The 15324-nt window shown below is 54.7% G+C and carries 8 protein-coding genes and 2 pseudogenes; all 10 read left to right on the top strand.

What is annotated here, in order from left to right; genetic code table 11:
- Window positions 1-5: 5 nt before the first annotated feature.
- Complete coding sequence (locus tag WGC32_RS01810) at window positions 6-491, top strand: PrgI family protein (RefSeq protein ID WP_242963327.1); 486 nt, start codon at window positions 6-8, stop codon at window positions 489-491.
- Window positions 388-2784 carry a VirB4-like conjugal transfer ATPase, CD1110 family gene (locus WGC32_RS01805; RefSeq protein WP_462933613.1) on the top strand — a complete coding sequence of 799 codons (2397 nt, stop codon included), beginning with the start codon at window positions 388-390 and terminating at the stop codon, window positions 2782-2784. Before WGC32_RS01810 ends, WGC32_RS01805 begins: the two co-directional genes overlap by 104 nt.
- Window positions 2785-2795: 11 nt before the next feature.
- Window positions 2796-4517 (top strand): C40 family peptidase, encoded by a 1722-nt coding sequence (locus WGC32_RS01800; RefSeq protein ID WP_342680499.1) that lies wholly within the window; start codon window positions 2796-2798, stop codon window positions 4515-4517.
- Between the two features lie 20 nt (window positions 4518-4537).
- On the top strand, window positions 4538-4801 hold the full coding sequence (locus WGC32_RS01795) for a DUF4315 family protein (protein WP_330032998.1): 264 nt from the start codon (window positions 4538-4540) through the stop codon (window positions 4799-4801).
- Window positions 4791-5531, top strand: a complete 741-nt coding sequence (locus WGC32_RS01790) for a DUF4366 domain-containing protein (protein ID WP_342680498.1) — start codon at window positions 4791-4793, stop codon at window positions 5529-5531. The genes WGC32_RS01795 and WGC32_RS01790 overlap by 11 nt, the downstream gene beginning before the upstream one ends.
- Before the next feature lie 168 nt (window positions 5532-5699).
- Window positions 5700-7790, top strand: a complete 2091-nt coding sequence (locus tag WGC32_RS01785) for a type IA DNA topoisomerase (protein ID WP_342680497.1) — start codon at window positions 5700-5702, stop codon at window positions 7788-7790.
- Window positions 7783-8457 (top strand): hypothetical protein, encoded by a 675-nt coding sequence (locus WGC32_RS01780; RefSeq protein ID WP_342680496.1) that lies wholly within the window; start codon window positions 7783-7785, stop codon window positions 8455-8457. The genes WGC32_RS01785 and WGC32_RS01780 overlap by 8 nt, the downstream gene beginning before the upstream one ends.
- Before the next feature lie 5 nt (window positions 8458-8462).
- Window positions 8463-8750, top strand: coding sequence for a hypothetical protein (locus tag WGC32_RS01775; RefSeq protein WP_342680495.1), 288 nt, complete (start codon window positions 8463-8465; stop codon window positions 8748-8750).
- Between the two features lie 56 nt (window positions 8751-8806).
- Window positions 8807-10849 (top strand): annotated as a pseudogene (locus tag WGC32_RS15085) (MutS N-terminal domain-containing protein); the annotation flags it as partial.
- Between the two features lie 1191 nt (window positions 10850-12040).
- A pseudogene (locus tag WGC32_RS15080) lies at window positions 12041-15202 on the top strand (DEAD/DEAH box helicase family protein); the annotation flags it as partial.
- Window positions 15203-15324: the final 122 nt, after the last annotated feature.

Below are 15324 nucleotides of genomic sequence, written 5' to 3'. Positions count from 1 at the left end.
CCCATGTGAACATTACAAAGGACTTGACCGAGGTCAAGAGCAAGGTCGTGTTTGGTCTGACCCAGCGACAGCTTATCTTTTTTGCACTGGCTGCACTGGTGGCTGTTCCTACTTACTTTCTGACCCGGAAAAGCCTGGGCAACGATATTGCCTTGATTCTTCTGATTGTTACGGCTCTGCCCTTTTTCTTCTTCGCCCTTTACGAAAAGAACGGGCAGACACCGGAAAAGATGCTTAGAAATTATTTTCGTGTCCGGTTCCTGACGCAGCAAGCGCGTCCCTACCGGACAGAGAACCGATTTGCCGCTCTGGAGCGGCAAGCCTATTTTGACGAGGAGGTGAAACAGCTTGTTTCCAATACTGAAAAGACGGGAGCCGAAACGGGCCGTGGGCTGGGGCGACGAGTTGATCATCCGGCCGGACACACCGCTGAATGCCGCGCAGAAAAAGCAACTGGCAAAGGCCATCAAGCGGGCAAAACGCGACGGTAAGATTGCCGCCACCGCCCAACAGACCATTCCCTATGAGGAAATGTATGAGAATGGGGTGTGCCGCCTGGGGAACCGCCTTTACAGCAAAAGCATTGCGTTTGAGGATCGCAGCTATGCGGAAGCGTCCGACGATGATAAGGCGGTAATTTTTGAATTGTACTGCCGCCTGGTCAACTACTTCGGCCCCACAGTGGGCTTTCAGCTATCGGTGGTCTGCTATTATCCGGATATGGTGGAATACCGGAAAATCCTGCGGATTCTGCCCACCGGCGACAGCTTTGACCCCATCCGCAAGGAGTTTTCCGATATGCTGCTCTCCAAAGCCAGCCTGTGCAAGACGGAACGCAGCCTTTGTCTGACCTTCACGGTGGAGGCTGAGGATGTGAATCAGGCCACTTCCCGCTTAGAGCAGATCGAAGCCGATGTGCTGGAGAGGTTCAAAGGCATTGGCACCCAGGCACACGGGATGGACGGCTATGAGCGGCTCTTGTTGCTGCATCACTGCCTACACCTGGATGAACCGCAAAAATTCAAATTCAACTGGGATTCGCTGGTGGGAACCGGCCTTTCCAGTAAGGACTACATTGCTCCCAGCTCCTTCTTATTTAAGGAGGGCCGGTACTTCCGCGTTGGCCCGTCGGTCGGCGCGGTTTCCTTTTTGCAGATCCAGGCCACCAAACTGTATGACACGCTGCTGAACGCACTTCTTAATATAGAGAGCAGCCAGATCGTCAGTATCCACGCAAAGGCGCTCGATCAGGGGGCCGCGCTCAAGACCGTCAAACGGAAGTTGAGTGACTTGGATAAGGCCAAAATCGACGAGCAGAAACGGGCAGTGCGCTCCGGCTTTGACATGGACATTCTTCCCCCTGACCTTGTAACCTTCGGGAAGGAAGCGGAAAAGCTATTGGAGGATTTGCAGAACCATGATGAAAAGATGTTCATGGTCACCATCCTTCTGGTGCATACCGCGCCCACCAAACAGAAGCTGGAAAATATCATCTATTCGGTGAACGGCATTGCCAACGCCAACAACTGCAACCTGATCCGGCTGGACTATCAGCAGGAACAGGGTTTTGTGTCGGCCCTGCCCCTGGGCGTGAACCAGGTGGAAGTCCAACGCGGCCTTACCACCAGCGGAACGGCAATCTTTCTGCCGTTCCGTTCCTGTGAGGTGTTCCAGCCGGGTGGCCTATATTATGGCGTAAATGCACAGACCAAACACATCATCCTGGCAGACCGGAAAACCCTCAAATGCCCCAACGGGATCGTGCTGGGCACACCGGGCAGCGGCAAGTCCTTTTTTGCAAAACGCGAGATGGCCAATGCCTTTTTTGCCACACCCGACCACATCCTGATATTAGATCCGGAAAATGAATATACCGCCTTGACGGAGCAGCTTCACGGTCAAACCATTTACCTGGCTCCGGATAGCCACAGCTATTTGAATCCTATGGATCTGGACTTGTCCACTGATGTGGGCGAATCCCCCATGCTCATGCAGGCGGATTTCCTGCTTTCACAGTGCGAACTGATGATGGCCTCCTACGGCAATCCGCTCATGCCCATTGAAAAGTCCCTGATTGACCGCTGTATCAGCCTGGTTTATCGGGATTACCTGAAGAACCCCAGGCCGGAGAATATGCCAATCCTGGGAGATTTATACCAATGCCTGCGGGAGCAGCATAATTCGCGGGCGGATGATCTGGCAACAGCAATGGAGATTTACGTCACCGGCAGCCTATCCTATCTGAACCACAGGACGAACGTGGATTTGAATAACCGCATGGTCTGCTACAACATCAGCAAGTTGGGCCAGGGCTTAAAAAAGCTGGTCATGTCCAACGTGCAGAAACATATCTGGCAGCGCACAGCGGTCAACCGCTACGCCGGTATCACCACCCGGATTTTCCTGGATGAATTTCATCTGCTCTTAAAGGAGCCGCAGACAGCAGCCTACACCGCCGAGATTTATAAGCGGTTCCGCAAGTGGAATGGCATCCCCACATCCCTAACACAGAATGTCAAAGACCTTTTGGACAGTTCCGAGATCGAAAACATCCTGGAAAACAGCGATTTTGTGCTGATGCTGAACCAGGGTGCCAGCGACCGGAATATCCTGGCCCAGCGGCTTGGCATTTCCCCCCAGGAGCTAAACCATGTGACCAACAGCGGCGAGGGCGAAGGGCTTCTGTTCTTTGGGGATAAGATTATTCCCTTTGAGGACAAATTCCCGCGCAATACGCAGCTTTACCGGGTAATGACCACGAAACCCTCCGACCTGGCGGCATAAGGGGGTGGCCTATGAAGCGAAAGCGCAATATCTATGACGCGGATGATGCAGCCAAAAGTAAGCGGCTGCATTTTTCGCCGGAGGAACGGGCTGCCCATGCAGAGAAAAAGGCGGAAATCCTGGACGAAAAGCTGGAAAAGGCCAAAGCAGACCTGCCAAAGAAGCGCCGCCCCCGGATCAACCGGGAATTTGACGCCATGACCGGCAAGGTACGGCACTCGCTGAGTTTTGAGGACGAGGTAAAACCGCGCAGCCGGAAAAACCCGGTGACGCAGGCAGGGCTGAAGGCTGGACGGTCGGTGGATTTGGCGGCCCACAGTAAAATCCGGCAGGTGGAAAAGGAAAATGTGGGCACCGAAGCGGCCCACAAAACCGAGTTTACAGCAGAAAATCTAGCGACGAACGCGATCCGGAAGGGCTACCACTCGATAAAGGATGCGCCCTATCGCAGGGTGGAACGCCTGGAAGTCAAAAGTGCCCGCGCCACAGTCAATGCTAACTACCGTGCCGCCATCCGGGACAATCCCCAACTGCAAAAGCATTCGCTGTCAGCCATGTTTCAGAAGCGAAAGCTAAAGCGCGAGTACGCCAAAGCCTATCGGGAAGCACAGAGAACGGGGAGCCGTGGGGCTGCGGTTGCAAAAAAAGCAAAGGAAGCAATCAGCAATGCAGGACAGGCCGCTGTTGCCCTGGTCAAGAACAATAGGGGGATTTTGGTGATTGTCGGTGGCGTGGCCCTGTTATTTATCCTGGTGTTTTCTTCCCTGTCCTCCTGTTCCGTGACGATGGAAGGGGCGATGGGTGCTGTGCTTGGCACCTCCTATACTTCCGAAGATCCGGACATTTTGCAGGTGGAGGACAACTATATTGCGCTGGAACAGGGGCTGGAACGCAGGATGGCCAATATTGAAAGCGAATTTCCCGGCTATGACGAGTACCAGTACGATGTGGACACCATTGGCCACGATCCCAATGAGCTGATTTCCTACCTGACTGCAAAATTCAATGCCTTCACCCCGGCTCAGGTACAGGCAGAATTAGAAGCCCTGTTCAACCAGCAATATACCCTTACCACCCGTGAGGAGGTGCAGATCCGTTACCGGACTGTGACCTGGACGGATGAGGAAGGCAACGAACATGAAAGCGAGGAGGCGTATGAGTATTACATTCTCCATGTGACCCTGCGGAACCATTCCCTGGGGACGGTGGCGGTGGAAAACCTGACCGAAGATGAAAAGGGCCGGTATGCCGCCATCCTGGAGTTAAAAGGCAACAAGCCCTATCTGTTCGGAGACAACATCTACGCGAACCCCTCTGAAGGGGAGCATTATGAGATCCCCGGTGAGGCCCTGTCCGACCCGTCCTTTGCCGCGCTGATTACCGAAGCGGAAAAGTACCTGGGCTACCCCTACGTCTGGGGCGGCTCAAATCCGTCTACCAGCTTTGATTGCAGCGGCTTTGTCTGCTGGGTCTTTACCAACAGCGGCGTTCATAACCTGCCCCGTACCACAGCGCAAGGCATTTACAATCAGTGCGCGATTATTTCGTCCTCCGAAGCCAAACCAGGGGACATTATCTTTTTCACGGGAACTTATGACAGCGCGGGGCCGGTGTCCCATGTGGGGATTTATGTGGGCGACGGGATGATGATCCACTGTGGCTCACCCATTCAGTACGCCAATATCAACACATCTTACTGGCAACAGCACTTTTACGCAATTGGGCGCTTATAACCGCCCGGAAAGGAGTTTTGATGAACCAGAAAATTCAGAAAATCGTGACCGAGATTGAGAAGATCAAGGGAAAAATCACTACCCAGCAGGCAAGGCTTAGGGAGCTGGAGCAGCAGAAAACGGAACTTGAGAATACCGAGATTGTTGGTATGGTGCGCGGCCTGGAGGTCACGCCGGAAGAACTGGCCTCCATCATTCAGGCCATCCGCAACGGCAATACCGGCGGCCTGCCTGTGTCGGTACAGAATCCGGAGGAACAGGAGGAAATGGACGATGAAGAATAAGCTACGCTCTTTTATGGTGCTGGCCGCGCTTGCGGTGTGCTTTGGCACCTTTTCTGTTACAGCCTATGCACAGAGTAACGAACCGCAGACGGAACCCGCGCCGGTGGAGGAAACTACCGAACCGGAGGAAACTGCCGAGCCGAACCCCTTTACCCCAAACGGAACCGGCACTGTCCTGGATAACGCCACCAGCGAGGACGAAAAGGAGTTTTATACCATTGTGACCGAGGATGAAAACGTCTTTTATCTGGTTATTGATAAACAGCGCGATACGGAAAACGTCTATTTCCTCAATGCGGTCACGGAGTCCGACCTGATGGCCCTTGCCGAGCCGGACGCGGAAGAAACCACTGAGCCGGTGGAACCAGAGCCGGAACCCACACTGGCACCGGAGCCGGAGGAGCCTGTCGAGGTAATAGAGGAACCCGAACCGGAGCCTGCGCCGGAAACCGGCACCAGTCCGGTTATGCTGGCCTTGATCGGCGTGGCGGTGCTTGCCGTAGGTGGCCTGGGGTACTACTTCAAGATTTATAAGCCCAAACACGAATTGGACGATGCCGCCGATTTGGATGAATTTGAGTTTGCAGGGCCGGAAGAACCGACCATCCGGGAGGAAGATTTGGAAGAACCTGCGCCGGAACTGACTGCCGAGGAAGAAGCCGAACAGCGCCGGCTTTATGAGGAGGAGCAGGAACTTCCGAACGAGGACGAGGATGCCACTATTCAGTAACAATCCAGGGCTGGAACGGATGATGCAGCAGAAACCTGCCGGGCGGCGAGCGCCAAAACCTCCGGCGCTCCCGCCCGATCATCCCTGCTATGGCTGCAACTATGGTATGGGAAGGCGCTGTATAGGGGTCTGCTATAAGCAGCTTTTGAAAGAAAGGAGGAAACGCGATTGAAATTAGTGGTGGCTGAGAAACCCAGCGTGGCCCAAAGTCTGGCCGCTGTGCTGGGAGCCAAACAGAAAAAACAGGGATATTTGGAGGGCGGCGGCTTTCTGGTAAGCTGGTGCGTCGGGCATTTGGTGGGGTTGGCCCCTGCCGATGCCTATGATCCGAAGTATTCCGAGTGGACGTATGAGGATTTACCGATTATCCCAAAGGAATGGCAGTTTACCGTTGACCCAGGGAAAAAGGAACAATTCAAGGTGCTTTCCGACCTGATGAACCGCGCTGACGTGGATAGCCTGGTGTGCGCCACCGACGCGGGCCGTGAAGGAGAATTGATTTTCCGGCTGGTGTATCAGCAGGCCGGGTGCCGCAAGCCGATGGAGCGGCTGTGGATTTCGTCGATGGAGGAGGACGCAATCAAAGCGGGATTTTCCGCCTTGCGTCCCAGCAGCGAGTATGACCTTCTCTATGCTGCGGCCCTCTGTCGGGCAAAGGCGGATTGGCTGGTGGGAATTACCGGAACCCGGCTATTCTCCACCCTTTATCGAAGGACGCTCAACGTGGGGCGCGTCATGACCCCTACCCTGGCCTTGGTAGTGGAACGGGAAACCGCGATTGACAGTTTCAAAAAGGAGAAGTTTTACACGGTGGAACTGGATTGCGGTTTTCCTGCCGCAAGCGACCGGATGGCAGATAAAAAGGAAGCGGAGAAACTGAAAGCTGCCTGTGCAGGCCAGACTGCCACTGTCCGAAGGGTGGAGAAAAAGCAGCGCAACGCCAGCCCGCCGAAGCTATATGACCTGACTTCCCTCCAAAGGGACGGAAACCGGCTGTTTAGCTACACTGCCCAGCAGGTGTTGGATTATGCACAGGCCCTCTATGAAAAGAAGCTGTTGACCTATCCCCGTACCGATTCCAATTATCTGACAGAGGACACCGCCGCCACAGTGCCGGAGCTTTTGGAACAATCTGTTTCCAGCCTGCCGTTTTCTGTGGAGGTGGGGCCGACGGACATCTCCCGTGTAATAGACGCTTCAAAGGTCAGCGATCATCATGCGCTGCTGCCTACCATGCAGGTAAAGCAGGATGCGCTTGCCGCATTGCCTGCCGGGGAGCGCAACATCCTCACATTGGTCATCGTGCGGCTTTTATGCGCGGTCAGCGAAAAACAGGTTTACGAGGATACGGCTGTGGAGCTGGATTGCGGCGGTACTTCCTTTGCCGCAAAGGGGCGCGTAGTAACAAGCCCTGGCTGGAAGGCTGTGGAGCAAGCCTTCCTCTCCACGCTGAAGCAGAAGCCGGAAAAGGACGACCCGGAAGCGGCCGCGCTGCCCTCCATCACCGAGGGGCAGTCCCTTTCCGGCTGCAAGGCGGCGGTGCGTGAAGGAACCACCAGCCCGCCCAAACACTTCACGGAAGATCTGCTGCTTTCCGCGATGGAACACGCCAGCGCAGAGGAATTTGCAGAGATTAAGGATGTGGAGCGCACGGGCCTGGGAACCCCGGCTACCCGCGCCGGTGTGATCGAAAAGCTGGTGCGCGGCGGCTTTCTGGAACGCAAGGGCCGCCAGCTTCTTCCCACGAAAAAAGGCCATAACCTGATTGTGGTGCTGCCAGACAGCATCAAATCGGCCAAACTGACCGCAGAATGGGAGTCATCCTTAAAGGAGGTGGAGCGTGGGGAGCGTTCCGCAGACGATTTCCTCTCTGGGATTGAACGGATGACCGCCGATCTGGTGGAGAGCTACCGGGCAATCCAGGCAGATACCTCCCTCTTTGATAAACGGGAGCCGATTGGCAAGTGTCCCCGCTGCGGCAAGGATGTGGTGGAAAGCAAGCTGAGTTTTCTGTGTGTTGACCGTTCCTGCGGGTTTACCATGTGGAAGAACAGCCGCTTCTTTGCCGACAAGCATAAAGAACTGACTAAAACGGTGGCAAGCGCACTGTTGAAAAAGGGGCGTGTCAAAATGACCGGCCTATTCAGCGAGAAAAAGGGCGTGGCCTACGATGCCACCGTGGTACTCGACGATACCGGCAAGTATGTGAATTACAAGCTGGAATTTGACCAGAAGAAAGCAGGTGCAAAGCATGAGTGAGGAACGAAACCAATATGCCGTGGTGCCCTTTGACACTTTTGAGCGATACCTGGGGCCGCGCTATGAGAATATCCCCGGCGTGGAGTACATTTTGGAAAATGGGACGCTTCTCTACTTTATGGAGGAGGCCCCAGGCGTGTATGAATCTGGCGACCACACCGTTACTGGCGCACCAGCAGCTCCAAAGCTGTTTGTCCCCGTTTATGACGGGGATGAAATGCAGCCCCACGCCTTTGCCGAGGTCGGCCCCCGCGAACAGTTTGCTGCCATCACCGATTTTTCTGTGACCATCGGCCTGTCGGGGGTGAACCAGCGCAAGGAGCCGGGGTATGTGCTGGACAACGGCCTGGTGCTTCTGGAAAGCGAACGGGACAGCCAGGGAAACTATAAGGCCGGGGCCGGAATGGAGGGGATGTTTTTGCAGACCGGACGTATTTTTGAGCCGATCCGCTATCCGGATGGAGAAATCCTCGCCTTTCTGGAATGTCAGCCGGAGCGAACCCGCGCCAAAGACCGGGAGGCGGAAAAGACCAGCGATACCGTCAAAGCACTGGAACACAGGGAAGAAAAGAGACCCCAAAAGCCGCCGTCCCTGCGGGAGCAGCTCCGCCGGGCGCAGGAGGCGCGTCCCCTGCCTGGGGCCAGTGTGCCGGAAAGGGAACGGTGATCGGGATGGCCTTGCTGAAGGTAGAACAGGAAACCATCATTCTTTTTAACGAAGCAGAAACCACAGCCAGCGTTTATACCCATAACGCGGCCTTGCAGCGGGTGCTTCTGGAACTGTGCCAGACCCACCCGGCCCAGGTGCGGCAGACTGAGGATAACCGCTGCGGTGGGCTGACCTTTGAATTGCCTAAAAAGTGGGTGAAAATCTCACCGCCGCGGGCGCTCTCCGAAGCACAGAAACGGGTTTTGGACGAGATGAACCAGCGCAATCGGGAGCGCAGGCAATCCACTTAATCATTCGGGGCGGCATGGGGTGTCTGTGCCGCTCTTCTTTTTGAAAGGAGGTTCTTATGGCGCAGAAATGGCAGACCATTTCGGAACTGGCCGCCGATACCAGCCGGAAGGTCACACACTCACCGGAGGAATGGTGCCGCTTTCTGACTACGGCGGCGCGGTTCTATAAAGCCTATGATTTCGACGATCAACTCTTAATTTACGCACAAAAGGCGGACGCGACAGCCTGTGCGGATATGTCCACCTGGAACAACAAAATGCACCGGTGGGTCAATGCGGGCAGCACCGCCATCGCGCTGATCCGCAAGGGATACGGCGGCAAGCCCTATCTGGACTATGTGCATGATGTAGCAGACACCCATCCGGTGCGGGGCGGCAAAGACCCGTGGCTGTGGAAGCTGACAGAGGAAAACCGCGAGCCGGTCATGGAACGGCTGCGGGATGCCTTTGGAATTGACGGTGCTAGTGATTTGGGTGACCTCTTGATGGAGGCAGCGGATAAGCTGGTACAGGAAAGCTACGGCGAATATCTCCCCGACCTGCTTTATGAGAGGGAGGACAGCTTCTTAGAAGAGCTTGACGACTTTAACGTAGAGGTGCTGTTCCGCAACACCCTGCGGGCGAGTGTCCAGTACGCCGTCCTTTCCCGCTGCGGCCTGGACGTGAACCATTACCTGGACACAGAGGATCTTCGGGAGATCACCAATTTTAACACCACCGCTGCCCTGGCTTGCCTGGGGACGGCAGTATCCCAGGGAAGCCGGGAACTGCTTTTGGAGATTGGCGACACTATCCGGAAAATCGAACGGGAAAAGGCCAAAAATCCTCTTGCAAAGTCTGACAGGGAGCCGTATAATGATAGCAGAAACTTTAGCACATTAAAGCGTGAAAGGAGCGACGAGCATGGCGATATTGACATACACCAAACAGAACGGGTATCAGGTTCCCAATCTCCGGATGGACGAGGTGGAGAACGAACCGCAGACCCTGGGCCGGTTCGGAAGAGCCAGGGAGAAATATCTGATGGAGCACCGCAAGGGACTTTACAATTCGATGCTGCTGACCGGCAGGCTGTGGGCGCATCTGACCGAGATCGACCGGACAGCCCAGGAGCAGATGGACAATCTGGTGGCAGAAATGGCGAAAGAACAGGGCGTGACCGAAGCATTGAAAGCCAGCAATCCGATGGAATGGGTGCAGCGGATGAACAACATCCAGCAGTCGGCGGAGGAGATCATCCGAAGCGACCTAATTTACAGTTAAATCCGGAAGAAACGGCAGGTGAACAGCCTGCTGTTTCTGCGTCTGTGGAGATAGACGCGCCATTTTCTGCAAAGCCGGACTACCGGCAGCTTACTCTTTTTGACCTGCCGGAAATGCAGGTACAGAAGATTTCTCGCCAGGAAGCGGAGGCTGCTTCTTCCCGTTCCCGGCGCAGAAAGCCGGAGCAGCCAAAGGATAACAAGCTGGAAACAGCCAGCCGGAAACTGTTTGAGCAGTCCGGCACAGCGGCCAATGAGCAACTATCCTTTGACCTTTCCGCAATGACTGAACCTCGCAGTGTACGGGAACTGTATGGGGAATTTCAGCCAATGGTGCTTTCCCGTGTGCTGGCCGATGAAGCATACCAAAACGCAGTCAAGAACAGCGATCCGGAAAATGTGGCGATTGAGGGAAAGGCAGCGGTTCGGCGGGCAGTCCTGGCCGTCAATGAACCGGATCTTTTACGACTTTACTATGATTTTCCGGATTTTCATCGGCGGATGGATAAGGAAGTGCTGGAGCAGGCTGCCGCAGCCCTAACAGGCACACGGCAAGCGGCCGAGCGTGGACAGATAGAACCCCAAAACGGGGGCAGCCAGGGTACAACCCCACCCCCGCCGGTTCCCTCCCCGGAACCCACCGGCGCGGGCGCGTCCGAAGCGGTCAAACCGTCCACAGAAGCCCCCGTTCCTCCTTCCTTTGTGCCGGATGTGCCAGAGTACATGAAATTAAAGGCCGATCACCCCGGCTCTTTTGTAAGCGTCAAGGTGGGCGATTATTTTTTGCTCTATGGGGAGGACGCAAAGCAGGCTGCCGCCGACCTGGGCCTAAAGACCGTGGTTCAGGAGATTCCCGGACTTGGGAAAACCACTGTCACCGGCACAAACCTGGGCTGGCCCCATCTGGCAAAGCAGTTACAGCTTCACGGCCATAACGTCACTATTGGCGAATGGGAGAACGGTCAGTATCAAATTGTCAAAAACCTGGATGTGGCTGATTTTATTCCCCTGCGGATGAAGCTGGAGCAGGAAAACCGTATCTATACTATTGATCAGGTCGATTACGCTGCGGGGCGTGTCAGCCTGCGGGATGATACCTTTGGGGTCAGAACTGGATTTCCCATCTTCCGGGATGAGCCGGTATCCATCGTGCGGGAATGGGTGGAACGCCAGCAGGAAAAAGACCTGGCGGCGGCTGCACGCACAGAGGAAATGCTCTCGGAAACCTACGAACAATCCCAGCTTGATACAGCCAAAAGGCTGATTACAGAATTTTGTGAGTATGAATATGGTTCCGAGGTGGATTTTACCGACTTGCGGCATATCGGGTTAGCCTGTACCACTACAGACAACGAACAGCACATCCTTCAGGTGGAAGCAAATCTCGTAGAGCCGTCCATCAGTTACCTGCTGGACGGCGAATTGGTACATCGAGATAAGTACCAAAATCTCTCGAAACTGATTCTCAAGGAACTTGTCACACTTGACTTTGATCACCTCATCCGTACGGGCCTTGACGCGGCTCAGAGAGATCCGGCCGCCATTCAGGAGGATGTAAAACCGTATCATCGCTACTCTGTGATAGAAGCCAGCAGCACGGATTCCTATGTCCCGGATGGTGGCCGATTTGCTATTTTCGATGAAGAAACATGGGACTACTATTATGACGAGAACAGTTGGGCAAAGGTTTTTCCCGACGCAGAATCCGCCGCTCAATTTATAAAGGAACTGGAGAAAGCGGATGCCGAAAAGCAGCAGCCTGACCTGACCGGGCAGCCGATTACCCGCGAGGGCGACACCCTGACGGTTGGGAATGGCCCCGCTACCCATGAAGTTGATATTACCGTATCTGATGAAGAATGGGAACGTATCAAAGAAGCTATCCCAGACCAGACCGGGAAAGCCCCTGACACCTCTCAGGCCAGTGGCAGAACGCTCCCTCCACCTGAAATAAAGCCCATTGTATCTGCCGATGAATGGCAGCGAGCAAATGAAGCGATTGTTGACCGGGGTATAAAAGCTACACCAGAAACCGAGAAAGTTTATCCAGGAGAAAAAAATCACTTACCTTACGACGTGGTTGTGGAACGGCTGCATATCGAGGAACCAGAGCGCCCTGCCGCCCAAAACTTCCACATCACCGACCCTGACCTGGGTGCAGGCGGGCAAAAGACAAAGTACCAGAACAACGTGGCTGCAATCCGGCTCTTAAAAGACCTGGAGGCCCAGGGCCGCAGCGCGACGCCGGAGGAACAGGAAATCTTATCCCGCTATGTCGGGTGGGGCGGCATTCCCCAGGCATTTGATGAAACCAATGAGAAATGGGCTTCGGAGTATGCAGAGTTAAAAACGCTGCTGACCCCGGAGGAATACGCTTCGGCCCGTGGTTCCACCCTGAACGCGCATTTTACCAGCCCCACCGTGATTGAGGGAATGTATCAGGCATTGGAGAAGATGGGCGTTCATCCAGATACCGTTCTGGAACCTGCTATGGGCGTAGGCAACTTCTTTGGGCTTCTACCGGAGTCTATGCAGAGCGCGACCCTGATGGGCGTGGAACTGGACAGCATTACCGGACGGTTGGCAAAGCAGCTTTATCCCCAGGCGAATATCACCGTGGATGGCTTTGAGCGTGTCAACCTGCCGGACAATTCCATTGACCTGGCCGTGGGGAACGTGCCCTTTGGCAGCTATAAGCTGGCCGATCCCCGGTACGATAAGCAAAACCTTCTCATTCACGACTACTTTTTTGTGAAAACGCTGGATAAAGTGCGGCCCGGTGGGATTGTGGCTTTTATCACCTCAAAGGGAACGCTGGATAAGCAGGATTCCACCGTGCGGGAATATCTGGCACAGCGGGCCGACCTTTTGGGCGCGGTACGTCTGCCGAACAACGCCTTCTCCCGGAACGCCGGTACGGATGTGACGACGGATATGTTGTTCCTGCAAAAACGGGCGCAGCCGCCGGAGCAGGTGCCGGATTGGGTGCAGTTGGGACAGACCGCAGACGGCATCCCTATCAACCGCTATTTTGAAACCCACCCGGATATGGTGCTGGGCATGATGGCCTGGGATAAGAGTATGTACGGCAACGAACGGGAAACTACCTGCGCCCCGCTGCCGGGAGCTGTGCTGTCCGACCAGCTTGGGGAAGCCCTGTTAAAACTCTCCCCGCCGGATCAGCAGCTTCTTTCCCAAAAAGGTGCGGTGGAAGTCCCGGAGCTGTTAGAACGGATGGAAACCGCCGATCCGGAAGCCCGGAATTTCAGCTACACGGAGGTCAGCGGCAAGCTGTACTTTGTGGAGAACGGCGAACGGATTCCGGTAGAGGTTCCCGCCACCACCGAAAAGCGTATCCGGGGGATGATTAGCCTCCGGGAACTGACCCGAAATCTCATTGAGTTGCAGCTTCACGGTGGCACTGATGAGAACATCAAGGCCGCTCAGGAAAAACTGAATCAAGCCTACGACGCTTATACCGCAGAGTACGGCCTCTTAAACAGCACTGGAAACAAGCGGGCCTTTGAACAGGATTCGTCCTACTGCCTGCTGTGTTCCCTGGAGGTATTGGACGAGGACGGAAACCTAGAGCGCAAGGCGGATATGTTCACAAAACGCACCATCAACCAACAGGTGACGATTGACCATGTGGACACCGCCAGTGAAGCCCTGGCCGTTTCTATTGGAGAACGTGCCCGTGTGGATTTGGGGTATATGTCCTCCCTTTTTGGCACCCCAGGCGAAACCGACAGCATCATCCGTGACCTGAAAGGGGTCATCTACAAAAATCCGGAAGCCGGTGGCGGCCCGTTAGATGGATGGGAAACGGCAGACGAGTATTTATCCGGCAACGTCCGGAAGAAGCTGGCCGCTGCACGGGCGGCGGCAGAGATTGACCCTGCATTTGCAGAGAATGTGGCCGCACTGGAGCAAGCCCAGCCCAAAGACCTCTCCGCAGCGGAGATCGACGTGCGGATCGGCGTTACCTGGATTGACCCGAAGTATTACACCCAATTTGTCCATGAACTCTTAAAAACCCCGTTCAGCTACAAGAAGGACATACAGGTACGCTATTCCCCGGCCACCGGCGAGTGGAATGTGAGCGGGAAATCACGGGACAGCCTGAATAATTCCCTGGCCTATGTGACCTATGGAACCAAACGGCGAAATGCCTACGCGATCATCGAGGACAGTTTGAACCTGCGGGACACCCGGATTTATGATACCATCCATGAGCCGGATGGCAGCACCACCCGCGTATTTAACGCCAAAGAAACCATGCTGGCCCAGCAAAAGCAGGAGCAGATCCGGGAGGCATTCAAGGATTGGATTTGGAAAGACCCGGCCCGCCGAGCCGACCTGTGCCAGAAATACAATGAACTTTATAACGCCATCCGGCCCCGCAGCTACAACGGGGAGCATATCCGTTTTTCCGGTATGAACCCGGAAATTTCCCTGCGGCCCCACCAGCGCAATGCGGTGGCCCATATCCTTTACGGCGGCAACACCCTCTTGGCACACGCCGTGGGCGCAGGCAAGACCTTTGAAATGACTGCCGCCGCTATGGAATCCAAGCGGCTCGGACTGTGCAATAAATCCCTCTTTGTCGTGCCGAATCACTTGACGGAGCAGTGGGCGGCGGAGTTCTTGCAGCTCTATCCTGCGGCGAATATCTTGGTCGCTACCAAAAAAGACTTTGAGATGAAAAACCGAAAACGCTTCTGCGGCAGGATTGCCACAGGCGATTATGACGCTGTGATTATCGGTCATTCACAGTTTGAAAAAATCCCGATAAGCATTGAACGGCAGAGGGCTGTTTTACAACAGCAGCTTGACGATATTATTGAAGGAATTGCGGATATAAAGCGAAACCGTGGCGACCGTTTTTCGGTCAAGCAGCTTGAAAAGACAAAGAAATCCCTGCAAACGAAGCTGGAAAAATTAAACGATCAATCAAGAAAGGATGATGTCGTAACCTTTGAAGAACTCGGTATAGACAGGCTTTTCATAGATGAAAGTCATTATTACAAGAATCTGTATCTTTACACCAAAATGAGGAATGTGGGCGGTATTGCTCAGACGGAAGCGCAGAAATCTTCCGACCTTTTTATGAAATGCCGTTACCTTGATGAGATTACCGGAGGGCGTGGCGTTGTGTTTGCGACGGGTACGCCGATCTCAAACAGTATGGTAGTGCGCCCGTAAGGGGCTGTAATAATCTTACCTTGAGCAAGTAATAGGGCAAGGTATCAAAGCGGAATAATCCGCACCCTATCGTCACCCGACTTATCCAAAAGGGGAAACCCGATGGG

The sequence above is a fragment of the Zongyangia acetica genome (assembly GCF_038739695.1).
Lineage (GTDB): Bacteria > Bacillota > Clostridia > Oscillospirales > Ruminococcaceae > Zongyangia > Zongyangia gallinarum.
The sequence above is the reverse complement of the archived record's forward strand: the minus strand, read 5'-3'. Positions and strand labels throughout refer to the sequence as shown.

Coding starts and splice junctions, on each gene's coding strand:
- WGC32_RS01800 (WP_342680499.1), top strand. CDS start 2,796: ATGAAGCGAAAGCGCAATATCTATGACGCGGATGATGCAGCCAAAAGT.
- WGC32_RS01780 (WP_342680496.1), top strand. CDS start 7,783: ATGAGTGAGGAACGAAACCAATATGCCGTGGTGCCCTTTGACACTTTT.
- WGC32_RS01790 (WP_342680498.1), top strand. CDS start 4,791: ATGAAGAATAAGCTACGCTCTTTTATGGTGCTGGCCGCGCTTGCGGTG.
- WGC32_RS01795 (WP_330032998.1), top strand. CDS start 4,538: ATGAACCAGAAAATTCAGAAAATCGTGACCGAGATTGAGAAGATCAAG.
- WGC32_RS01775 (WP_342680495.1), top strand. CDS start 8,463: ATGGCCTTGCTGAAGGTAGAACAGGAAACCATCATTCTTTTTAACGAA.